The organism is Reyranella sp. GW821-FHT14A01, from assembly GCF_058803965.1.
In genome coordinates, this window is record NZ_JBXAPM010000011.1 from 229498 (window position 1) to 249959 (window position 20462).

A 20462-nucleotide genomic window follows, 5' to 3' on the forward strand; every position below is an offset into this window, starting at 1 on the left:
AACGGTCACAATTCGCGTCCGTGCCGCTTCACAGAAGATAAATTCGCGGGCGGCGTGCCTCAGGCCGTCTTCTGCGCCGTGAGCCCGAGCTTCTCGATCGTCTGTTCGCGCATCACGAACTTCTGGATCTTGCCGGTGATGGTCATCGGGAATTCCGGCACGAACTCGATGTAGCGCGGGATCTTGTAGTGGGCGATCTGGCCCTGGCAGAAGGCGCGGATCTCCTCGTCGGTCGCGGTCTGGCCGGCATGCAGCTTGATCCAGGCGCAGACCGCCTCGCCATAGCGCGAGTCGGGGACGCCGATCACCTGCACGTCCTGGATCTTCGGGTGCCGGTAGAGGAACTCCTCGATCTCGCGCGGATAGACGTTCTCGCCGCCGCGGATGATCAGGTCCTTCAGGCGGCCGACGATGTTGACGTAGCCCTGCTCGTCCATGGTCGCGAGGTCGCCGGTGTGCATCCACCCGGCCTCGTCGACGGCCTCCTTCGTTTTGGCCTCGTCGTTCCAGTAGCCCTTCATCACCGAATAGCCGCGGGTGCAGAACTCGCCGGTCGCGCCGCGCGGCACCGCCTTGCCCTCGGCATCGATGATCTTGATCTCGATGTGCGGCAACACCTGGCCGACGGTCGAGACGCGACGCTCGACCGGATCGTCGGTGGCGCACTGCGTCGACACCGGCGAGGTCTCGGTCATGCCGTAGGCGATGGTGACCTCGCCCATGTGCATGTGGCTCTGCACCTTCTTCATCACCTCGATGGGGCAGGGCGAGCCCGCCATGATGCCGGTGCGCAGGCTCCTGAGGTCGAACTTCGCGAACTCGGGATGGTCGAGCTGGGCGATGAACATGGTGGGCACGCCGTAGAGCGCCGTGCAGCGCTCCTCAGCGACGGCCTGCAGGGTCGCCAGCGGGTCGAAGGCGTCGGATGGATAGACCATGGTCGAGCCGTGCGTCAGGCAGCCCAGATTGCCCATCACCATGCCGAAGCAGTGATAGAGCGGCACGGGGATGCACAGCCGGTCCTCGGGCGTGAGCTTCAGCCCCTCGCCCACGAAGTAGCCGTTGTTCAGGATATTGTGGTGGGTGAGCGTGGCACCCTTGGGGAAGCCGGTCGTGCCCGAGGTGAACTGGATGTTGATCGCGTCGTCGAACTGCAGCTTCGGCCCCAGCTCGGCGATACGCGCCTTCTCTTCATTGCCGCCGGCCGTCGCGACGTCGTCGAAGTTCAGCATGCCCGGCGTCTTCTCAGGCCCAAGCCGGATGACATGCTTGAGGTGCGGCAGCTTCCTGGCCTTCACCAGATCGTCGACGATCTCGAGATAGTTCGAGGTCTTGAGCGCCGGGGCGAGGATCAGCGCTTTGCACTCGACCTTGTTCATTGCGTATTCGAGCTCGGCGCGCCGGTAGGCCGGGTTGACGTTCACCAGCACGAGGCCGGCCTTCGCGGTCGCAAACTGCGCCAGCGTCCATTCCGACGTGTTGGGCGACCAGATACCGACCCGATCACCGCGCTCCAACCCCAGCGTGAGCAGACCAGCAGCGAGATCGTCGACCCGGCGGCCCAGCTCGCCCCAGCTCCAGCGCACCTTCTGGTGGCGGACCACCAGCGCCTCCCGCTCGCGATGGGTCTCGACGGTGCGGTCGAAGAAGGCGCCGATCGTCTCGCCGATCAGCTTCTTGTCCGAGACGCCGTGATCGTAAGAGATTTTGGGAGCAGCCTGAGCTTTGGTCATGCGTCGAGATTAGCGCGCCATGGCAGATTTGGAATCATGAAACTCCACTTCGTCACCGTCGACGTCTTCACCGACCGCCAGTTCGGGGGCAACCCGCTGGCCGTCATCACCGATGCACAGGGCCTGTCGGGCGAACGGATGCAGGCCATCGCGGCCGAGTTCAACCTGGCCGAGACGACCTTCGTGCTGCCGCCCAAGGACCCGGCCCATACGGCCGAGGTCCGCATCTTCACGCCCAAGGCCGAGATGCCCTTCGCCGGCCATCCCAATGTCGGCACCGCCTTCGTCCTGGCCCGCGCCGGCACCAGCTACGGCCGGCCGGTGGCAGGCGACCGGCTGGTCTTCGAAGAGAAGGCCGGGCTGGTCGCGATGGACATCGTACGCGAAGGCGGCGCCGTCGTGGCGACCCGCCTCGCCGCCCCAGTGCCCTTGAGCTTTGGCGAGGAGATCGATCCGGCCCTCGTCGCGCGGGCCTGCTCGCTGCAGGCGGAGGACCTGAAGCTCGATGTCCACCCGCCGCGCGTCGCCTCATGTGGCGCGCCACTGCTGTTCGTCGAACTGAAGTCGCGCGAAGCGCTGCGCCGGGCCGCGCCACGCGCCGAGGTCTTCGCTCGCGAGCTGCCGCGCGACCGCCTCGTCGGAATCCATCTCTACGTCCAGGCGAAGGACGGCGAGATCGACGTCCACACCCGCATGTTCGCCCCCGAGCATGGCATCCCCGAGGATCCCGCGACCGGCGCCGCCAACGTCGCGCTGATCGGTGTGCTGGCCCATCACCGGCCCGAGGCCGATATCACGCTGGCGAAAACCATCGGCCAGGGCTTCGACATGGGCCGGCCGAGTGTGTTGCAGGCCTGCGCGGAGAAGAAGGATGGCAAGGTTGTCGCGACTTACATCGGTGGTCGTTGCAAGCCGATGATGAGCGGTGTCATCGAGTTGGAAGATTAAGGATCCCTCGCTGCGCTCGGGATGACACGGTTGTTGGAGTCGGCGCAGTGCGCCAATCACGAAAATGGTATCATCCTGAGCGCAGCGAAGGATCCTTCTTCTTCTCTCCCAACGGCAGCGCCGCGCCCTGCTTCACCGGACGCAGCGCAAACGAACTCCTGATCTGCGCGATACCCTGGATCTTGGTGAAGTCCATCACGAAGCGCTCATAGGCTTCGAGGTCGGGCACCACGACGCGCAGCAGGTAGTCGCTGTCGCCGGTCATCAGGTAGCACTCCATCACCTCGGGCCGCTCCGCCGCCGCGCGCTCGAAGTCCTTCAGCGCCTTCTCGTTCTGGGTCGAGAGCGACACGCTGACGAAGACGTTGACCGACAGGCCGACCGACTTGGCATCGACCTGCGCGGCATAGCCCTTGATGACGCCCGCCTCCTCCAGCGCCTTGACCCGCCGCCAGCACGGCGAGGAGGACAGGCCGACCTGTTCGGCGAGGTCGGCGTTGCTGAGGCGGCCATCGTGCTGCAGCCGTTCGAGAATGCGCCGGTCGATCGCGTCCAGGGAGATCATTGCTCAATCTGCCACAATCCAGGTAAATCCTGCCCTATACAGCGCTTTCGGCGACCTGAACGCAAGGACCTTCCAGCCCGTCAGGAGTATCCGTTGGACATGACCACACTAGCCCCCATCCAGCGTCTCCGCCTCCTCCGTGAACTGGAACGCAAGGTGCTGTGGCTCAGCGCCTGGACGATCCATCACGCCAACCACCTCCGTCCCAACCGCGACGGGCTCAAGGTCGGCGGCCACCAGGCCTCCTGTGCCTCGCTGGCGACGGTCCTGTCGGCGCTCTACTTCTCGGTGCTGCGGCCCGAGGATCGCGTCGCGGTGAAGCCGCATGCCTCGCCGGTGTTCCACGCGATCCAGTACCTGTTCGGCCATCAGACCCGCGAGAAGCTCGAACGCTTCCGCGCGCTGGGCGGCGCGCAGTCCTATCCGTCGCGCACCAAGGACGTGGACGACGTCGACTTCTCGACCGGCTCGGTCGGCCTCGGCGTCGCCATGACGCTGTTCTCGTCGATCGTGCAGGACTATGTGCGTCTCAAGAATCTCGGCGACGGCAAGCGCCCGACCGGCCGCATGGTGGCGCTGGTCGGCGACGCCGAGCTCGACGAGGGCAACATCTTCGAGGCGCTGCTCGAAGGCTGGAAGCACGATGTCCGGAACCTGTGGTGGGTGATCGACTACAATCGCCAGAGCCTCGACGGCGTGGTGAACGACCGGCTGTTCGGCCGGGTCGCCGAGATGTTCGAGTTGGTCGGCTGGCGCGTCGTCACGCTGAAATACGGCAAGCTGCTGGAGACGGTCTTCACGCAGCCCGACGGCGCGCATCTGCGCGACTGGATCGACGCCTGCCCCAACTCGCTCTACTCGGCGCTGGTGTTCAAGGGCGGCGCCGGCTGGCGCGAGGCGCTGACGCGCGACCTCAACCAGTATCCCGGCGTGCGACGCATCCTCGAGCAGCACGACGATGCCGCACTCCACAGGCTGATGACCAACCTGGCCGGCAACGACATGCAGGCCGTGATCGACGCGTTCGAGAACGTGACCGACGACACGCCGACCTGCTTCATCGCCTACACGATCAAGGGCCAGGGCCTGCCCTTCGCCGGCCACAAGGACAACCATTCCGGCCTGATGACGCTCGACCAGATGGCGGGCTTCAAGAAGGGCATGGGCATCGAGGATGGCCAGGAGTGGGAGAAGTTCGCGGGCCTCACCTCCGCGCCGGCCGAGTTGCAGTCGTTCCTCGACGCAGCACCCTTCAACGCCGAAGGCCGCCGCCGCACCGAGGCGCCGGTCGTCGCGATCCCTGCGCAGCTCACGAAGCCGACCGACAGGAAGTCGAGCACGCAGGAAGGGTTCGGCAAGATCCTGAACGCGATTGCATCGGAGGACGGCGAACTCGCCCGTCACATCGTCACGACCTCGCCCGACGTCACGGTCTCGACCAATCTCGGCGCCTGGGTGAACCGGCGTGGCCTGTTCGGCCACACCGAGGCCGAGGACGTGTTTCGCGAACTCAAGGTCGTGTCGGCGCAGCTCTGGCGGCAGACGCCGAAGGGCCAGCATGTCGAGCTGGGCATCGCCGAGAACAACCTGTTCATCCAGCTCGCCGCACTCGGTCTCAGCCATCAACTGTTCGGCGCGCGCCTGCTGCCGATCGGCACGCTCTACGATCCGTTCATCGCGCGCGGCCTCGATGCGCTGAACTATGCCTGCTACCAGGACTCCCGCTTCATGCTGGTGGCAACACCGTCGGGCGTGACCCTGGCGCCGGAAGGCGGCGCGCACCAGAGCATCCACACGCCGCTGATCGGCATCGGCCAGCCCGGCCTCGTCTCGTACGAGCCGGCCTATGTCGACGAGCTGGCGGTGCTGATGCGCCACGGCTTCGAGTACATGCAGCAGGAGAATGGCGGCTCGGTCTATCTGCGCCTGTCGACGCGCAGCCTGCCCCAGCCCGAGCGCACGCTGACACCGGAGCAGCGCAACGACATCGTGTCCGGCGGCTACTGGTACGCCCCGCCCGAAGACGGCGCGGACGTGGCCATCGTCGCCATGGGTGCGGTCACGCCCGAAGCGGTGGCCGCACATGAGAGCGTCGCGCGCGACTTCGGCGGTGCGGGCCTGCTGGTGCTGACCTCACCCGACCGGCTCCACACCGACTGGCTGGCCGCGCAGCGGAATCGCGGCCGCACGGCTGGCGTGGTCGACCGCTCGGCCAGTCCGATCGAGCGCCTGCTCGCGCCCTTGTCGCGCGATGCACGCATCGTGACGGTGATGGACGGCCATCCGCTGGCCCTGTCGTGGCTGGGCTCGGTGCGCGGCCAGCGGGTCGTGCCGCTCGGCATCGAGAAATTTGGTCAGTCCGGTGACATTCCCGATCTCTATCGAACCTACGGGCTCGATACGGCGGCGATAATCGACGCGGTGGCGCGCGCCGTCTAAAGTGGCGGCGTGAAAGTAGACGGCAAACCTTACCGAACCATCTGGCTGGGCGCCGACGGCACGACCGTCCAGGCGATCGACCAGACCCTGCTGCCCCATCGCTTCGTCGTGCGCGATTTCCGCACGATGGAGGATGCCGAGGTGGCGATCCGCACCATGATCGTGCGCGGCGCGCCGCTGATCGGCGCCGCCGCGGCCTACGGCATGGCGCTGGCCATGGCGACCGATCCGTCCGACGCAATGCTGGCCCGCGCCTACACGGTGCTGCTGGAGTCGCGGCCGACGGCGGTGAACCTGCGCTGGGCGCTCGACGATCTGCGGGCGCTGCTGGCGCCGCTACCGCCCGCCAGGCGCCGCGAGGCCGCCTACCGGCGCGCCGCCGAGATCTGCGACGAGGATGCCGAGATCTGCCGCCGCATCGGCGAGAACGGGCTGGGCCTCATCCGCAAGCTCAAGCCCCGAGACAAGAGTGGGCGCATCAACGCCCTGACCCATTGCAACGCCGGCTGGCTGGCCACCGTCGACTGGGGCACGGCGCTGGCGCCGATCTACCAGGCGCACAATGCCGGCATCCCGATCCATGTCTGGGTCGACGAGACGCGGCCCAGAAATCAAGGTGCCAGCCTGACGGCGTGGGAACTGGGCAAGCACGGCGTGCCGCACACGGTGATCGCCGACAATGCCGGCGGCCACCTGATGCAGCACGACCAGGTCGACTTCGTCATCACCGGCACCGACCGCACGACGCGCGGCGGCGACGTCTGCAACAAGATCGGCACCTACCTGAAGGCGCTGGCCGCCCATGACAACGGCGTGCCCTTCTATGTCGGCCTGCCCTATCCGACCATCGACTGGACCATCGTCGACGGCGTGCGGAACATCCCGATCGAGGAGCGCAGCGCCCGCGAGCTGTCGCACATGACAGGGCGTTTGGTGAAAGAAGGGGCCGAGACGGGCGAGCTGGCCACGGTGCAGATCCTTCCCGAAGGCAGTGCTGGCGCCAATCCGGCCTTCGACGTGACACCGGCGCGGCTGGTCACGGCGCTGATCACCGAGCGCGGTGTCTGCGCCGCCAGCGAAGCGGGACTTCTTTCCCTCTATCCCGAGCAGTCGCGGGCGGCGTGAAGGTCACGCCAGCGGCCAAGGCCACGGCCGGGCTTGGCCTCACCCAGATCGTGGGCTGGGGCACGACCTTCCTGATGCCCTCGGTGCTGGGCCGCCATATCCAGCACGACCTTGGTCTACCGAGCGAGGTCGTCTACGGCGGTATCACCGTGATGTTCGGCGTGGGGGCGCTCTTCTCACCCTGGGTCGGCCGCCTGCTCGACCGCACCGGCGCGCGCAGCGTCATGGCGGTGGGCTCCGTCCTGTACGCGCTGTCGCTTGCCGCGCTCACCCTCTCGCAGGGAATGGTGACCTACCTTTTGTGTTGGGCCGCGATGGGCATCGCCTCGACCCTGGCGCTGAACACGCCATCCAGCATCGCGCTCGCCCAGATCGCCGGAGCGCGGGCGCGGCAGGCCATCTCGGTGCTGGCCATCATCGGCGGCTTCGCCTCGAGCGTGTTCTGGCCGGTCTCGGAGGCGCTCGAACTCCTCTTCGGCTGGCGCGGCGTGCTGCTGATCTATGCCGCGATCCATCTCGCGATCTGCGCGCCGGTCCATCTGCTGGTGCTGCCCGGCCGGCCCCTGGTCGGCACTCAGGCCGCTGCGGGTACTGCGCCGCCGGTGCCACCCTCGGCCCACACCGAACGGATCTTCCTGCTGCTGTCGATCTCCTTCGCGTGCGGCGCCTTCATCTTCACCGGTTTCATCGTGCACGCGATCGGCGTGCTGCGCGGCCTCGGCCACGATCCCGCGACGGCCTTGCTGCTGGCCACGCTGATCGGGCCGGCGCAGGTGGCGGTGCGGGTGTTCGAGCTGGCGTTCGGCCACCGCTACACGATCACCAGTTCGACGCTGTTTTCCAGCGCGGTGCTGCCGTTCGGCCTGGGCCTGGCGTTGCTGGCCGGCGGCAACTTCGTCGTCGCCCTGGTCTGCATAATGGCCTACGGCATCGCCAACGGGATGAAGGCCGTTCTGCGCGCCACCCTGCCGCTGGCCCTGTTCGGCCGCGCCCAGTTCGGCACCTATCTCGGCCGTCTCGCTTTGCCCCAGGGGATCGTGTCGGCCTCCGCGCCGCCGGTCCTGGCAGCGGTGATGGCCAGTTACGGGGCACAGGGTGTGCTCTGGGTCACCTTCGTCGTCGCCATGATCGCCCTCGTCACGACCGTCATGCTGGTGCGCGTCAGCGGCCCTGTACGTTAGGCAGGTGCGCTGACCGTCACGGCCACCGCTTCACGCCGCGCGCCGCATTGCCCAAGGCCCCGTCGAGGCCACCGTCCCCCTGCTCGCGCCCCGGCTCGGCATAGCTCACCATGGTGACGTCGAGGCCTCCCAGCCGCACCGCGAAGGTCGAATAGGACACATGCAGTGGCCCGTCGTGGGCATTGCGCAGATCGTAGACCCAGCGGCCGGCATGCCAGAAATTGCCGCCCCCGCGCGGCGTCGGCCGCACGAAGGTGCCGAGCCCGTAATGGGCGCCGCCGCCCACTTCCTTGCCGTCCGGCGACATCATCCATTGCCGCGCCCGTGGTCCGATCGCCGGATTGTTCGGGGCGAAGGCCTGGTAGAAGCGTGCATAATCGGCCAGCGGCATGCGCCAGCCGCCGTAGCTGGACAGAATGCGCCAGGCCGGATCGAGCAGGGCGTCGCGGGCGCCGAGCGGCGTCAGCACCGCCTCCTTGCAGTAGCGTTCGTAGGGCTGGCCGGCCGCCTCCTCGATGATGGCGCCCAGCAGCAGGTAGTTGGCATTCGAGTATTCGAAGCGTTCGCCCGGCGTGTATTGCAGCTTTCGGGCAAACACCCAGCGGAGCTGCTCGTCGAAGGCCGTGCGGCCGCCCGAGTTGCGGCGCAGCCAGTTCGCCATGTCGCCGTCGCCGCCGATCGACGGACCGAGGCCGCTGCGATGGACCAGCAGTTCCGAGACGGTCACCTGCAGGAGCCGCGGATCGGATGGCCGTCCGGTGCGTGTCATGGTGCGCGCCAGCGCTTGCGAAACCGGAGTCTCGAAGGAAAGCGTCCCGCGCTCGATCAGCGTGGCGATGCAGACGCCTGTCACGGCCTTCGACAGGCTGGCATAGGATACCGGAGCCCCGGCCGCGAGACGGCCCATCGTCACCTCGTGCACCGGCCGGCCGGCATGCATCACCACGAGGCCGCCGCGCGTGCGCTGGGTCTTTTCCATCCAGGCGCGCCACGCCTGTTCGATATCCTCCACCCCTTGGGCGGATGCCGGACCGGCGATGAAGACGACGAACAGGACGAGAAGAAAGGAAAGCCTCAAGACATCGCTCGCCGGCGGGCGACCTCGACCAGGGCGCGCGAACTGTCCTCCGGTGCGGATTTGTTGCGTTTCACCTGGCCGCACTTCAGGCATCTGTGCACGACGATGTAGCGGCCGCGCGCCTGCTCGACGGCAATGGGCTCCATCAGCCCGCCGCACTCCGCCGCGCGATCGCCGGGATTCTCGTCGACATGCTTGCTGCACAGGCAGGCCGGGCAGTGGTTGGTGAAGCCATTGCCTTCGACCTCGGTGCCGCAGCGTTCGCAGGTGAAATTCTCGATGTTGCGGGTGAACAGACGCGCCATGGGCCCTACTTTCGCATTGGCACAGTGCTTGCGCCATGCCGGCCCGAAAGCCCGGGAGAACGCCCATGCCCCCAACCACCCCAGCCACGCTCACCCCCTTCGACCTGCTGCTGCGCGGCGGCCACCTGGTCGATCCCTCGACCGGCTGGGACGGGCCGGCCGATATCGGGATCCGCGACGGCAAAATCGCCGCGGTCGAGGCGGCGCTGCCGGCCGCCGCGGCGCGCGAAACGATCGACCTGCGGGGCCGGATCGTGCTGCCGGGCATGATCGACAGCCATGCCCATATCTACACGTACGTCTCGGGCCGCTTCGGCCTGCCGGCCGACCTGGTGGGCGTCGAGAGCGGCGTCACCACCCTGGTCGACCAGGGCGGGTCCTCCTGCATGACCTTCCCCGGCTTCCGGAAGTTCATCGCCGAGCCGGCGGCCAGCCGGGTGCTGGCCTTCATCTCGGCCTATGTCGTGGGCGGCCTCGAGGGCCATTACTATCCCAACCTCTACGGACCGGACGGCGTCGATGTGGCGGCGACGGTCAAGGCCGCGCGCGCCAACCCCGACCTGGTGCGCGGGATCAAGGCGCATGCCGAGGTGGGCGGCATGGCGCGCTGGGGACTGGACGTGATGCGCAAGGCCGCCGAGATCGGCCGCGAGACGGCGCTGCCGGTCTACATCCATTTCGGCCAGCTCTGGCCACTGCCCGCGACCGGCTCCAACGGCGTCGATCCCGACGGCATCCTGCCGCAGATCGTGGATCTCATGAAACCGGGCGACATCCTCGCCCATCCGTTCACGCGCCATCCCGGCGGCTTCATCGACCAGAACGGCAAGCTGCATCCCATCGTCGCCGAAGCGGTGGCACGCGGACTCCGGATCGACATCGGCCACGGCAGCCACTTCTCCTTCAAGATGGCGCGGCTGGCGCTCGAGGCCGGCGTGATGCCCGATACGCTGGGTGCCGACATGCATGGCTACAACACAACGATGCCGCCGCCGCCCGGCACGCCGTCGACACATTCCGATCCCGAGGAGGCGCATCCCTTCGCCGGCGCAGCACGCTTCAGCCTGTCACATGCGATGAGCGAACTGCTGGCGCTGGGCCTCACCCTGCCGCAGATCGTACCGATGGTGACGACCAACTGCGCGCGCATGCTGGGCATGGAGGGCACGCTCGGCACGCTGAAGCCCGGTGCGGTGGCCGACATCTCCGTGCTGGCCGACGAGCGTGGCCGATTCAAGCTGGGTGACAACGAGGGCACCGAGGTGATCGCCGACCGGCTCCTGATGCCGCTCTTCTGTTTGCGCGCCGGCAAGCGTTTCGACGCGACCGCGCCGGTGTTGCCGCAGGCTGTCGCGGCCTAGTCGCAAAGAAAAAGCGGGTGCCGATGGCACCCGCCCGATCCGTCTCCGAAGAGAACGTTAGCGATAGTAGTAGTCGTTGCGCGGCGTCGTCGCGGCACCGATCGCGGCGCCACCCAGGCCGCCGACCACCGCGCCGGCCACCGGCGCGCCCATCGTCGAGCCGACCACGGCGCCGGTACCGGCACCGATCGCGCCGCCGGTGAGGGCACGGTCCGTCGGGTTGTTGCCGCAGGCCGCAACGCCCAGGCCGAGAGCCGCAACGAGGGCGATATTCGTGAACTTCAGCATGAGAGCCTCCTGACAGGTGAACTGTTGGCGAGAGAACGGGTGAGGAAGCCTGGGGGTTGCGTTCACGAGAATGCGCGCGTGTGCTGATCACGCCCCGGACACAAGGTGTTGCCGCTCTGCAACGCCCGGCACTCATTTGAATGCCGCCCATGAATGCTGGCCGTAAGGTTTGTGCCCAAGCGAAGGCACTGGCGATCGCAGGAGCGGCCAGCACGGGAAGGCGGATTTTCACGGGAGAATCGTCGGGGTAGAAGGTCTCCGGTCGCAGCCGCCGCCACTCGGGGAGAGGGTTGGGAAGCCGCAACCGGAGGGCCGGACCTTGCGGACCGGCGTCCCTCTAACGTGCACCGCCTCCGGCTTGTTGCCGGAGGCGGTCAACTTTTGACGGCTGTTCGTCTTACTGGATGACGATTTCGACGCGGCGGTTCTGCGGCTCGCGGACGTTCGGGCCCGTCTGCACCAGCAGGCCCTGCTCGCCACGGCCCACCACCGCGATCGCGGTCGCCGGCACGCCTTCGCGCACCAGGGCGTCCTTGACGGCGTTCGCGCGACGCAGCGACAGCGCCATGTTGTAGGCCTCGGTGCCCGACGTGTCGGTGTGGCCGGTCGCCGTGATGCGGGCATTGCCCTTCTGCTTGTAGGCACCCGCAGCCTGCTTGATCGTGTTCAGGGCCTGGGCCGACAGGTTCGAGCGATCCCAGTCGAAGAACACCATGAACGACGGCGGGGCCACCATCGGCGGCGGCGGCGGCGGAGCGGCCGGCGGCGCCACGAACTTGTACTGCACGCCCGCCAGCGCCAAGATGTTCTGGTTCTGGAAGCTGACGTTGCCGAACGGCGTATTCACGCTGGGGTTCGTCGTGCCGAAATAGCGGCCTTCGATCATGAACCGCAGCTGCTCGCTCACATTGTAGGCGACGCCGACGATGCCCTGATAGGCGAATTGCGTGCTGCCCAGCGAGGAGTTGCTGTCGACGAAGGCGATACCGGCACCGGCGCCGATGTAGGGCGTGATGACCGAGGTCGGCATGAAGTCGTACAGCAGGTTCGCCATCACGGCGAGCTGGCCGACCTTGCCGTTGATCGCCGTGCCCGGGATGTTGGCCGAGACCGGGATCTGGCCGTAGGAGGCTTCCAGCTCGACGCGCGGACCGACGAAGTCGTAACCGGCCTTGCCGCCGACCGCCCAACCCGTCCAGCTCGAGGTGTTGGAATTGGACCCGATGAACCAGGCGGCGCCGCCACCGGCACCGATGTAAAAGCCTTCCTGCGCGTTGATCGTCTGGGCATGCGCAATGGTCGGCGCCAATACCATCAACGCCGCTGCAAATATCTTCTTCATTTAATTTCCCCGCTTTTTAAGGAACGACCAAGGAACAACTCCTCCGCCTTGGTTTGGTTGCATTCCTGCCTCACTCGGCGGCAACGCAAAATCTCCCCTGAGACATTTGAGCCACACATTCCGTCCAGGATCGACCGAAACGCCCGATCACAGGGTGCGTTCGAGCTGTTCAAGGCGTATCAGCGCGTCGTCCATCCGCTCTTCGTCGCCCGATCCGATCGCCACGAAAGCCGCCTCCATGGCCTTGCGCCAGGTCGGATCCCAGGTCGGATGATTCTCCGAGCGCATCGGGGTTGTCGCGAGCTGGTAGATTCGGCGGGCCAGCACCTCGGCCTTGGTCCAGGCGCCCGGGTCGGCGATCACCATCCCCTGCCCTCTCGTGTCGCCATCTCCGCCTCCGACCAAAGGTTGCGCCGCCTTAACGTCCCGCCCGGCGAAAAGTTCAGTCGGCGCAACCTTGCCCGGCCGTCGGGCCGACCGCATCATCCCGCCATGCCCGATTACCAACGCATCATCGTCTCCCCCATCGCCGGCGCCCTGGGCGCGGAGATCGGCGGCGTCGACATCGCCGCCGGCCTCGACGATACGACGATCGCCGAGATCCGCCGCGCGCTGCTCGAGCACCTGGTGATCTTCTTCCGCGGCCAGACGCTCGATGATGCCAGCCACAAGGCCTTCACCCGCCGCTTCGGCCAGATCTTCATCCACCCGAACTTCAACACCGGCGTCGGCGATCCCGAGATCGTGCGCGTCGTGCGCGCGCCCGGCGACGAGCGCATCGTCGGCGAGGAGTGGCATTCCGACACCACGATGATGCCGGAGCCGCCGATGGGCGCCATCCTCTACGCGCTCGACGTCCCGCCCTATGGCGGCGATACGCTGTTCGCCAATCAGTACCTCGCCTACGAGAGCCTGTCCGAGGGCATGAAGTCGATGCTGGCGGGCCTGCGTGTCGTGCACAGCGACATCCGTGTCGCCGGCCCGCAGGCCGGACTGAATGCGCGCCGCTCGATCAGGGTGCGCGAGGATTCGAACTGGCGGCCGACCGAGAGCCTGCATCCGGTCGTGCGCACGCATCCCGAGACCGGCGCCAAGTGCCTGTTCGTGAACCACTCCTACTCATGCCGGTTCGAGAACATGACCGACCGCGAGAGCAAGCCGCTGCTCGACTTCCTGATGGATCACGGCCACCGGCCGGAATTCACCTGCCGCTTCCGCTGGGAAGCGGGCTCGATCGCCTTCTGGGACAATCGCTGCACCAAGCATCTCGCGATCCACGATGCCGGCCCGTTCCACCGCCGCATGCAGCGCACCCAGATCGCGGGCGACGCCGTCGTCTGATCGACGGCGGCGCGAGGCCGCCGCTACTTCTTCTCGATGTTCCAGAAGACCGGGACGGGCGAGACGACGCTGCCGACGATGTTCTTTCGGATGGCCATCGCATTATTGTACTGGCCGAGGAAGGCGTGCGTCGGGACCTCGGCGGCGCGGAGCTGGAGCTTCTCCACGATCTGCTTGCGCTTGGCCTCATCGACCTCGTCGGCGAATTCGTCGCGCAGGCGGGTGATCTCCGCATCGCACGGCCAGCCGAACCAGGCCTTGTCGCAGGCGGCGCTGATGAAGCTGTAGGTCAACGGATCGAGCGAATCGACGCCCGACGTTGACGTGATCAGCACGTTCCAGCCGCCCTTGTCCGGCGTTTCCTTCTTGGCGCGGCGCGCGACCAGGGTCTGCCAGTCCATCGACTGCATGTCGACCTTCATGCCGGCCTTCTCCATCAGCGACTTGGCAATGGGCGCCATGTTGGTCAGCACGTAGAGATCGGTCGAATGCAGCAGGACGACGGGCGTGTTGTCGTAGCCGCCCTCGGCCAGGAGCTGTTTGGCCTTGGCGAAGTCGCTCTCGTATTTGTCGGCGAAGCCCGCGGTCGTCTCGTAGGGGCCGCCGCACATGAACATGGCCTTGCAGACCGTGTAGTACTCGGGATCGCCGATGACGCCGTTCAGGAAATCCTTCTGGTTCAGCGCATAGAGCATCGCCTGCCGGTTCTTGGCATTGTCGAACGGCTTGAAGAGCTGATTGAAGCGGTAGATGTACTGGTTGCCCCACTTGTTGGTGGTCACCATCGAGACGTTGCGGTCCTTCTTCAGCAGCGGATAGAGGTCGTGCTGCGGTGCCTCGATGATGTCGATCTCGCCGGCCTGCAGCGCGTTCACCGCGGTCTGCTGGTCGGGAATGGCGACCCATTCGACCCGATCGACCTTGGCGATCTTGCCGCCGGCCAGGCCCGACGCCGGCTCGGGCCGCGGCTTGTACTTGGGATTCTTGACGTAGACGGTCTTGTCGCCGGGCTTCCATTCGTCGGCCTTGAAGATGAAGGGGCCGGAGCCGACGAACTCCTTGATCTGGTCGGTGCCCGGCGTTTCGGCGATGCGCTTGGGCATGATGAAGGGATTGCCCGAGGGCTTGGACAGCGCCTGCAGCACGACGCCGGTCGGCGCCTTGAGCACGATCTGGAAGGTCTTGGCGTCGACCGCCTTCAGCTCGGCCACCTTGCCCCACAGGATGTGGCCCAGGCTGTCGCGCGAGGCCCAGCGCTTCAGCGAGGCGATCACGTCCTCGGTGGTGACGGGCTGGCCGTCGTGGAACTCGAGCCCGTCGCGCAAGGTGAAGGTCCAGGTGAGCTTATCGTCGCTCATCTTCCAGGTATCGACCATCTGCGGCTTGATCTTGAGCTCGCCGTCCAGCGCGAACAGCGTGTCGTAGATCATGTAAGCGTGGTTGCGGACGATGAAGGCCGTGGTCCAGATCGGGTCGAGGATTTTCAGATCCGAGTGCGCCACGATCTTCAAGGTGGTCGGCTGCTGCGCCACGGCGACGGCCGGCACCGAGAGGCCCAGCGCCGCGATCAATCCCAGAACCTGCCTGCGCATGTGTGCTTCCTTACCTGTTATCCGCGAGGACCATTCCAGCCGCCTTGTCGGCGATCATGATTGTCGGTGTATTGGTGTTGCCCGAGGTGATGGTCGGCATCACCGACGCGTCGATCACGCGCAGGCCCTGGAGCCCCATGACCCTCAGACGCTCATCGACCACCGCATGGGGATCGGACGGCAGGCCCATCTTCGCCGTGCCGACCGGATGGAAGATCGTGGTGCCGATATCGCCCGCGGCCTTGGCCAGCGAGGCATCGTCGTCGCCGACGCCCGGACCGGGCAGGTATTCCTCGGGATGGTAGGGCTGCATCGCGGGCTGGCGCATCAGGCGCCGCGTCACGCGGATCGCGTCGGCCGCAACGGTGCGGTCCTCGTAGGTCGCGAGATAGTTGGGCGCGATGACAGGCTTGGCCGAGGGATCGGCCGAGCGCAGCCGGATCGTGCCGCGCGAGGTCGGGCGCAGGTTGCAGGCGCTCACCGTGATCGCCGGGAAGCGATGCAGGGGTTCGCCGAATTTGTCGAGCGACAGAGGCTGCACATGGAACTCGATGTTTGACCGCTCCTGATCCGACGACGACCGCGTGAAGATACCGAGCTGCGAGGGCGACATTGTGAGCGGCCCTTTCTGCAGCAATGCATATTGCATGCCCATCAGCGCGCGCCCGACCAGCGAATGGTAGGCCAGGTTCAGCGTCTTGACGCCGTTCACCTTGTAGATTGCCCGCTGTTGCAGATGGTCCTGCAGGTTGCGGCCGACCCCCTGCAGGTCGTGCAGCACCGGAACGCCCGTCTCGCCCAGCCAATCGGCCGGCCCGACACCTGAGAGCTGGAGTATCTGCGGCGAGCCGACCGCGCCGGCCGCGAGGATCACCTCGCCCTTGGCCCGCGCCTCGACCAACCGGCCGTCCTGGCGAAAGACCACGCCGGTTGCACGCTTGCCCTCAAACGCCAGCCTCTCGACCAGCACGCCGGTTTCGAGCCTCAGATTCGGCCGATTGAGCACCGGCTTCAGGAAGGCGCGCGCCGCCGACATGCGGATGCCGCGCTTCTGGTTCACGTGGAAATAGCCCACGCCGGTATTGTCGCCGGTGTTGAAGTCCGCGGTCTGTGGGATGCCCATCTCGTTGGCGGCCTTGATCACCGCGTCGAGCACTTCCCAGCGCACGCGAGATTCCTCGACCCGCCATTCGCCGCCGGCGCCATGATGCTCGGTGTCGCCCAGGAAATGGTTGTCGAGCTTGCGGAACACCGGCGCGACATCGTCCCACCCCCAGCCGGTGAGGCCGAGCTGCCGCCAGTGGTCGTAATCCTGCGACTGGCCGCGCATGGAGATCATGCCGTTGATGGCCGAACAGCCGCCCACCACCTTGCCGCGCGGATAGTTCAGCGCCCGGCCGTTGAGTCCCGGCTCCTTCTCGGTCTGGAACATCCAGTCGGCGCGCGGATTGCCGATGGCGAAGAGGTAACCGGCCGGAATGTGAAACCAGATCCAGTTGTCGCGCCCGCCCGCTTCGAGCACCAGCACGCGGTTCTTCGGATCGGCCGAGAGCCGGTTCGCAAGCACACATCCGGCCGAGCCGGCGCCCACGATGATGTAGTCGAAGTCTCCGTCGAGACGGGATGCGGCTGTGTCAGTCATCCTTCGATGCCTAGCACACAAGCCGACCCGCGAAATAGTAGGGGCATTGCAGAGGCTGCAGAACGACGCGCATAATTTGCCCAGGATATACAAGGGAGCAAACGCCATGCAGTACAAACGCATCTCGGCCGATAGCCACCTCGACCTGCCCTGGATGCCGCCCGATCTCTTCACCTCGATGGCCCCGCGCGATCTCAAGGAGCGCATGCCCTACGTCACCGACACCGACGACGGGCCCAAGTGGGTCGCGAAGAACGGCGCCTCGTTCGGCTTCAAGAATGGCGTCGGCCCGGCCGGCTCCAAGTTCGTCCCCGGCAAGCATCACCGGGTCGACATCATGGCCGAGACCGGCCTCTATGCCGACGGCGCCAAGGACATCCGCCGGATTTCAGACCCGCATTTGCGCATCAAGGACCTGGATCGCGATGGCGTCGACGCCGAGGTGATCTACGGCATCCTGGGCGCCGCCAGCCGCCTCAACGACCGCGAGGCCGGCAACGAGATGCTGCGCATCTACAACGACTGGCTGAAGGATTTCTGCAGCCACTATCCCGACCGTCACATCGGCCTGGCCTGCCTGCCCTACGGCGACATCGACGCCGCGGTGAAGGAGATCCATCGCGTCGCCAAGATGGGCATCAAGGGCCTCGAGCTTTCCTGCTCGTGGGACATGGAGCCGATGTGGCACCCGATGTGGGATCCGCTGTGGAAGGCGGTGAACGACGTGCAGCTGCCGCTGCATTTCCATACCTTCCCCAACGTCCCGCCGGGCACCATCGAGAAGCATGGCGGCCGGGTCGGTCGCTCGGTGTTCTTCACCGTGGTCTCGGGCTTCCAGATGAACCTGGTGAACATCCTGGCCGCGATCATGGGTGCCAACGTGCTGGAGCGTTTCCCCAACATCCGCATCGCCTTCGGCGAATCGGGCTGCGGCTGGATTCCCTACGCGCTCGACCGCATGGACTTCGAGTGGGAGGACCGCTTCACCGACCTCGGCCTCAAGATGAAGCCCTCGGACTACTGGCGCCGCCAGTGCAAGGCCACGTTCCAGTTCGACCGCATCGGCGCCAAGCTGATCGACGACATGGGCGCGGAGAGCCTGATGTGGGGCTCCGACTACCCGCACGGCGACGGCGTGTGGCCGCACTCCGACAAGTACATCAAGGAACAGTTCGCCGAGGTCCCGGCCGACCAGGTGAAGATGATCACCTGCACGAACGCCGGAAAGTTCTACGGGCTGATCAACTAACCGACGAGATCGCTCTTCGACACGGTGTGTCGGAGAGCGAAGACTTCGCCCTCCGGCGCGTGACGCGCACGCGCCGCCTGGGCGGCTTCCACCGACCAGAAGAACGCCACCAGCGCGCGCTCGATCTGCCGATCGGGTGCGCCGCGCAGGTCCTTCTCGGCTGTCTGCGCCTGGCCGATATTGGCGCGGCCGGTCAGCAGGTCGACGCGCGCCGTTTCCGGCGAGGCGAGCTTGTCGAAGGGCGCCACGTTGCTCGCCTTCATGCGCAAGGTGAGCACCGCGGCACCGATGCCCTCGCCCCAGCGTTGCTCGACCGCGCAGACGGTGCGGGACGTATCGCGGAACTTCGGAAAGATGGCGCGGCTCATCTCGCTCGGCGCCCGCAGGCGGGCATAGTAGGTCTCGCTTTCGAAGGCGGCCGCGGTCTCGGCGTCGTAGAAGAGCAGGTAGCGGTTGGGTTGGGCGACGCCCTTGAAGCGGCTGCCGCGCAGCCAGCCGGGGCAGGAGACGCGTTCCCCCAGATGCTCGCGGCTGTGCCAGTGCTCGAAGAACGCCTGGTCGGCCGGATCGATGTCGACCCAGATGGCGAGGGCTGCCTTGCCGCCTCTCATCAATGAATCCGGGCTCAATGGCCGCCGGCCGCTTTCTTGTCGGAACCGATCTTGTCGATGTAGGTCAGCATAAGGGCCGATACCACGAAGGCCATGTGCATGACGACCAGCGCGTAGAGCTTGCCGTTGTCGTAGTCGCCGGCCTCGAGGAAGCGCTGCAGCAGGTGGATCGAGGAGATCGCCACGATCGAGCTGGCCAGCTTGATCTTGAGCGAGCCGGCGTCGAGCTTGCCGAACCAGGCCAGCCTGTCGCGCGTCTCGTCCACGTCGATATGGCTGACGAAATTCTCGTAGCCGGAGATGATCACCATCACGACGAGATTGGCGACCATGATCAGGTCGACCAGCGAGAGCACGGCCAGCACGAGGTCGGCCTCCTCCGCCGTGAGCGCCTTGCTCATCAGGTCCCAGATCTTGAAAGGGAACTTGACCACCACGACACCCAGCACGACCACCAGGCCGACATAGAGCGGCGCCTGCAGCCAGCGGCTGCCCATGACGATGCGCTCGACGAAGACTTCGAGCTTCTTGGCGGGCGTCGTCGGCATCTCAGCTCTCCCCGTTGGCTGTCGAACAGGCCGCCCTCACGGCCTGCGTGAAGGTGACGATCTCCGCACGGCGATCGTGATCGGTCGGCGGCACGTAAGGCGGTTGCGGCAGGGCCGCGAGCGTCACCACTGACAGATCTTCGTTACGGTAGATGTCGATGCGCTGGCCGGCATGGCCGATCGCGGCCATCACCCCGTCGCCCAGCCACCAACTGTAGCCGTAATGCGTGATGTCGGGGACGACCGGCGCCGGCACCTTGAAGGCGGGCGTCGCCGCTGCCTCGACCCAGCCCTCGGACAGCACGTGCGTGCCGTCGATGACGCCGTCATTGCGGACGAACTCGGCAAAACGCCCGAAGTCGCGCAGGACCATGCCCGCGCGGCTGCCGCCGATCTCCTGCCCGCCCTCGCTCTCCAGCGTGTAGAAGGCGTCGCACTCCATGCCGGCCGGCTGCCAGACCTTCTCCGACATGTAGTCGGCCAGCGGCTTGCCGGTCGCGCGCGTGAGCGCGGCGCCCAGCAGGAACGTGTCGCCGGAATTGTAGAGGAAGGTGCTGCCCGGCGGATGCGCACGCGGCAGCGAGGCCATCAGCTTCAGCACGCCGTCGGGCACCTTGTCGGCCAGCGACTTCGAGTAGCGGTTCACGTCGGAATTGCGGTCGGGATAGACCTCGGTCCAGCGCACGCCCGACGACATGGTCATCACATGGCGCAGGGTCACGCCTTCGTAGGCGGACTGGCGCAGCGCCGGCAGGTAGTCCGTCAGCGGATCGTCGATCGACCCGATGGCGCCGTCGTGCACGGCGGCACCGACAAGCATCGCGGTCATCGACTTGACGGTCGACATGGTCGACCAGCGGTCGTGCTCCTGCAGGCCAAGTCCGTAGCGCTCCAGCACGACAAAGCCGCGATGGATCACCAGGATGCCCACGATCACGTTGCGATCCATGAAGGATGCGACGTCGTGCTCGCGGCCGGCGGCCGAATAGACCGGCGCGATCTCCGTGCCGCGCGGCAGCTCGCGCGGGCTCGGCCCCCTGGCGATCACGCGATGGGCGAACAGCCTGTCGACGTTGCGGTAGGCGTAGGGCTGGATGGACGGCGGGAGGAGCAG

General features: G+C 66.5%; 19 protein-coding genes. 7 read left to right on the forward strand and 12 right to left on the reverse strand.

Translation table 11 applies throughout. The features are described 5' to 3' along the window. Nucleotides 1–59: 59 nt before the first annotated feature. Nucleotides 60–1733: an AMP-binding protein gene (locus AC1ROX_RS20800; RefSeq protein ID WP_493128654.1), complete on the reverse strand. Its 1674-nt coding sequence runs from the start codon at nucleotides 1731–1733 to the stop codon at nucleotides 60–62. A gap of 36 nt (nucleotides 1734–1769) precedes the next feature. On the opposite strand from AC1ROX_RS20800, the gene AC1ROX_RS20805 reads away from it, so the two are divergent. After that, a complete protein-coding gene (locus AC1ROX_RS20805) occupies nucleotides 1770–2681 on the forward strand; it encodes a PhzF family phenazine biosynthesis protein (RefSeq protein ID WP_493128656.1) in 912 nt (303 codons plus the stop codon). A gap of 70 nt (nucleotides 2682–2751) precedes the next feature. Here the strand turns inward: AC1ROX_RS20805 and AC1ROX_RS20810 are convergent, their stop codons facing one another. Further along, on the reverse strand, nucleotides 2752–3246 hold the full coding sequence (locus AC1ROX_RS20810) for an Lrp/AsnC family transcriptional regulator (protein ID WP_493128658.1): 495 nt from the start codon (nucleotides 3244–3246) through the stop codon (nucleotides 2752–2754). Between the two features lie 99 nt (nucleotides 3247–3345). Between AC1ROX_RS20810 and AC1ROX_RS20815 the strand changes: the two genes are divergently transcribed. The 3 genes from AC1ROX_RS20815 to AC1ROX_RS20825 are packed head-to-tail and all read left to right on the forward strand — an operon-like array spanning nucleotide 3346 to nucleotide 7991. Continuing rightward, the gene (locus AC1ROX_RS20815) at nucleotides 3346–5685 is read left to right on the forward strand and encodes a thiamine pyrophosphate-binding protein (protein WP_493128660.1); all 2340 of its coding nucleotides are present in this window, start codon (nucleotides 3346–3348) and stop codon (nucleotides 5683–5685) included. A 9-nt stretch (nucleotides 5686–5694) separates the two neighbouring features. Then, a complete protein-coding gene (gene mtnA / locus AC1ROX_RS20820; RefSeq protein ID WP_493128662.1) occupies nucleotides 5695–6810 on the forward strand; it encodes an S-methyl-5-thioribose-1-phosphate isomerase in 1116 nt (371 codons plus the stop codon). Next, a complete protein-coding gene (locus tag AC1ROX_RS20825; protein ID WP_493128664.1) occupies nucleotides 6807–7991 on the forward strand; it encodes an MFS transporter in 1185 nt (394 codons plus the stop codon). Before mtnA ends, AC1ROX_RS20825 begins: the two co-directional genes overlap by 4 nt. 16 nt (nucleotides 7992–8007) lie before the next feature. Here the strand turns inward: AC1ROX_RS20825 and AC1ROX_RS20830 are convergent, their stop codons facing one another. Continuing rightward, on the reverse strand, nucleotides 8008–9069 hold the full coding sequence (locus tag AC1ROX_RS20830; RefSeq protein WP_493128666.1) for a serine hydrolase domain-containing protein: 1062 nt from the start codon (nucleotides 9067–9069) through the stop codon (nucleotides 8008–8010). After that, nucleotides 9066–9374: an RNHCP domain-containing protein gene (locus AC1ROX_RS20835; protein WP_493128668.1), complete on the reverse strand. Its 309-nt coding sequence runs from the start codon at nucleotides 9372–9374 to the stop codon at nucleotides 9066–9068. The genes AC1ROX_RS20830 and AC1ROX_RS20835 overlap by 4 nt, the downstream gene beginning before the upstream one ends. Before the next feature lie 65 nt (nucleotides 9375–9439). Between AC1ROX_RS20835 and AC1ROX_RS20840 the strand changes: the two genes are divergently transcribed. Then, the gene (locus tag AC1ROX_RS20840) at nucleotides 9440–10735 is read left to right on the forward strand and encodes an amidohydrolase/deacetylase family metallohydrolase (protein ID WP_493128670.1); all 1296 of its coding nucleotides are present in this window, start codon (nucleotides 9440–9442) and stop codon (nucleotides 10733–10735) included. Between the two features lie 57 nt (nucleotides 10736–10792). Here AC1ROX_RS20840 and AC1ROX_RS20845 read toward each other — a convergent pair whose 3' ends face one another. The 3 genes from AC1ROX_RS20845 to AC1ROX_RS20855 form a co-directional block, all read right to left on the reverse strand. Beyond that, nucleotides 10793–11023: a YMGG-like glycine zipper-containing protein gene (locus AC1ROX_RS20845; protein ID WP_493128672.1), complete on the reverse strand. Its 231-nt coding sequence runs from the start codon at nucleotides 11021–11023 to the stop codon at nucleotides 10793–10795. A 397-nt stretch (nucleotides 11024–11420) separates the two neighbouring features. After that, nucleotides 11421–12365, reverse strand: coding sequence for an OmpA family protein (locus AC1ROX_RS20850; protein WP_493128674.1), 945 nt, complete (start codon nucleotides 12363–12365; stop codon nucleotides 11421–11423). 147 nt (nucleotides 12366–12512) lie between these two features. Then, nucleotides 12513–12731, reverse strand: a complete 219-nt coding sequence (locus AC1ROX_RS20855; protein WP_493128676.1) for a hypothetical protein — start codon at nucleotides 12729–12731, stop codon at nucleotides 12513–12515. A gap of 126 nt (nucleotides 12732–12857) precedes the next feature. Between AC1ROX_RS20855 and AC1ROX_RS20860 the strand changes: the two genes are divergently transcribed. Beyond that, nucleotides 12858–13706: a TauD/TfdA dioxygenase family protein gene (locus tag AC1ROX_RS20860; RefSeq protein ID WP_493128678.1), complete on the forward strand. Its 849-nt coding sequence runs from the start codon at nucleotides 12858–12860 to the stop codon at nucleotides 13704–13706. 23 nt (nucleotides 13707–13729) lie between these two features. Here AC1ROX_RS20860 and AC1ROX_RS20865 read toward each other — a convergent pair whose 3' ends face one another. Then, entirely contained in the window at nucleotides 13730–15298 is a 1569-nt protein-coding gene (locus AC1ROX_RS20865) for an ABC transporter substrate-binding protein (protein ID WP_493128680.1), read from the reverse strand. Between the two features lie 10 nt (nucleotides 15299–15308). Continuing rightward, nucleotides 15309–16940, reverse strand: a complete 1632-nt coding sequence (locus AC1ROX_RS20870; protein WP_493128682.1) for a GMC family oxidoreductase — start codon at nucleotides 16938–16940, stop codon at nucleotides 15309–15311. Nucleotides 16941–17046: 106 nt separating this feature from the next. Here AC1ROX_RS20870 and AC1ROX_RS20875 point away from each other — a divergent pair, with 106 nt between their 5' ends. After that, entirely contained in the window at nucleotides 17047–18189 is a 1143-nt protein-coding gene (locus tag AC1ROX_RS20875) for an amidohydrolase family protein (RefSeq protein WP_493128684.1), read from the forward strand. Here AC1ROX_RS20875 and AC1ROX_RS20880 read toward each other — a convergent pair. Genes AC1ROX_RS20880 through AC1ROX_RS20890 form a run of 3 tightly spaced genes read right to left on the reverse strand, consistent with a single transcriptional unit; the run spans nucleotide 18186 to nucleotide 20396 of the window. Then, nucleotides 18186–18800: a hypothetical protein gene (locus AC1ROX_RS20880; protein ID WP_493128686.1), complete on the reverse strand. Its 615-nt coding sequence runs from the start codon at nucleotides 18798–18800 to the stop codon at nucleotides 18186–18188. The two genes, AC1ROX_RS20875 and AC1ROX_RS20880, sit on opposite strands and share 4 nt — an antisense overlap. 14 nt (nucleotides 18801–18814) lie before the next feature. Next, nucleotides 18815–19348 carry a TIGR00645 family protein gene (locus AC1ROX_RS20885; RefSeq protein ID WP_493128688.1) on the reverse strand — a complete coding sequence of 178 codons (534 nt, stop codon included), beginning with the start codon at nucleotides 19346–19348 and terminating at the stop codon, nucleotides 18815–18817. Between the two features lies 1 nt (nucleotide 19349). Continuing rightward, on the reverse strand, nucleotides 19350–20396 hold the full coding sequence (locus tag AC1ROX_RS20890) for a serine hydrolase domain-containing protein (RefSeq protein ID WP_493128690.1): 1047 nt from the start codon (nucleotides 20394–20396) through the stop codon (nucleotides 19350–19352). Between the last annotated feature and the right edge of the window lie 66 nt (nucleotides 20397–20462).

What these genes read in the sequence shown, in the direction of transcription:
- AC1ROX_RS20870 (WP_493128682.1), bottom strand. Translation starts at nt 16,940, where the DNA reads ATGACTGACACAGCCGCATCCCGTCTCGACGGAGACTTCGACTACATC.
- AC1ROX_RS20810 (WP_493128658.1), bottom strand. Translation starts at nt 3,246, where the DNA reads ATGATCTCCCTGGACGCGATCGACCGGCGCATTCTCGAACGGCTGCAG.
- AC1ROX_RS20860 (WP_493128678.1), top strand. Translation starts at nt 12,858, where the DNA reads ATGCCCGATTACCAACGCATCATCGTCTCCCCCATCGCCGGCGCCCTG.
- AC1ROX_RS20835 (WP_493128668.1), bottom strand. Translation starts at nt 9,374, where the DNA reads ATGGCGCGTCTGTTCACCCGCAACATCGAGAATTTCACCTGCGAACGC.
- AC1ROX_RS20845 (WP_493128672.1), bottom strand. Translation starts at nt 11,023, where the DNA reads ATGCTGAAGTTCACGAATATCGCCCTCGTTGCGGCTCTCGGCCTGGGC.
- AC1ROX_RS20815 (WP_493128660.1), top strand. Translation starts at nt 3,346, where the DNA reads ATGACCACACTAGCCCCCATCCAGCGTCTCCGCCTCCTCCGTGAACTG.
- AC1ROX_RS20885 (WP_493128688.1), bottom strand. Translation starts at nt 19,348, where the DNA reads ATGCCGACGACGCCCGCCAAGAAGCTCGAAGTCTTCGTCGAGCGCATC.
- AC1ROX_RS20850 (WP_493128674.1), bottom strand. Translation starts at nt 12,365, where the DNA reads ATGAAGAAGATATTTGCAGCGGCGTTGATGGTATTGGCGCCGACCATT.
- AC1ROX_RS20800 (WP_493128654.1), bottom strand. Translation starts at nt 1,733, where the DNA reads ATGACCAAAGCTCAGGCTGCTCCCAAAATCTCTTACGATCACGGCGTC.
- AC1ROX_RS20875 (WP_493128684.1), top strand. Translation starts at nt 17,047, where the DNA reads ATGCAGTACAAACGCATCTCGGCCGATAGCCACCTCGACCTGCCCTGG.
- AC1ROX_RS20840 (WP_493128670.1), top strand. Translation starts at nt 9,440, where the DNA reads ATGCCCCCAACCACCCCAGCCACGCTCACCCCCTTCGACCTGCTGCTG.
- AC1ROX_RS20880 (WP_493128686.1), bottom strand. Translation starts at nt 18,800, where the DNA reads ATGAGAGGCGGCAAGGCAGCCCTCGCCATCTGGGTCGACATCGATCCG.
- AC1ROX_RS20865 (WP_493128680.1), bottom strand. Translation starts at nt 15,298, where the DNA reads ATGCGCAGGCAGGTTCTGGGATTGATCGCGGCGCTGGGCCTCTCGGTG.
- AC1ROX_RS20805 (WP_493128656.1), top strand. Translation starts at nt 1,770, where the DNA reads ATGAAACTCCACTTCGTCACCGTCGACGTCTTCACCGACCGCCAGTTC.
- AC1ROX_RS20855 (WP_493128676.1), bottom strand. Translation starts at nt 12,731, where the DNA reads ATGGTGATCGCCGACCCGGGCGCCTGGACCAAGGCCGAGGTGCTGGCC.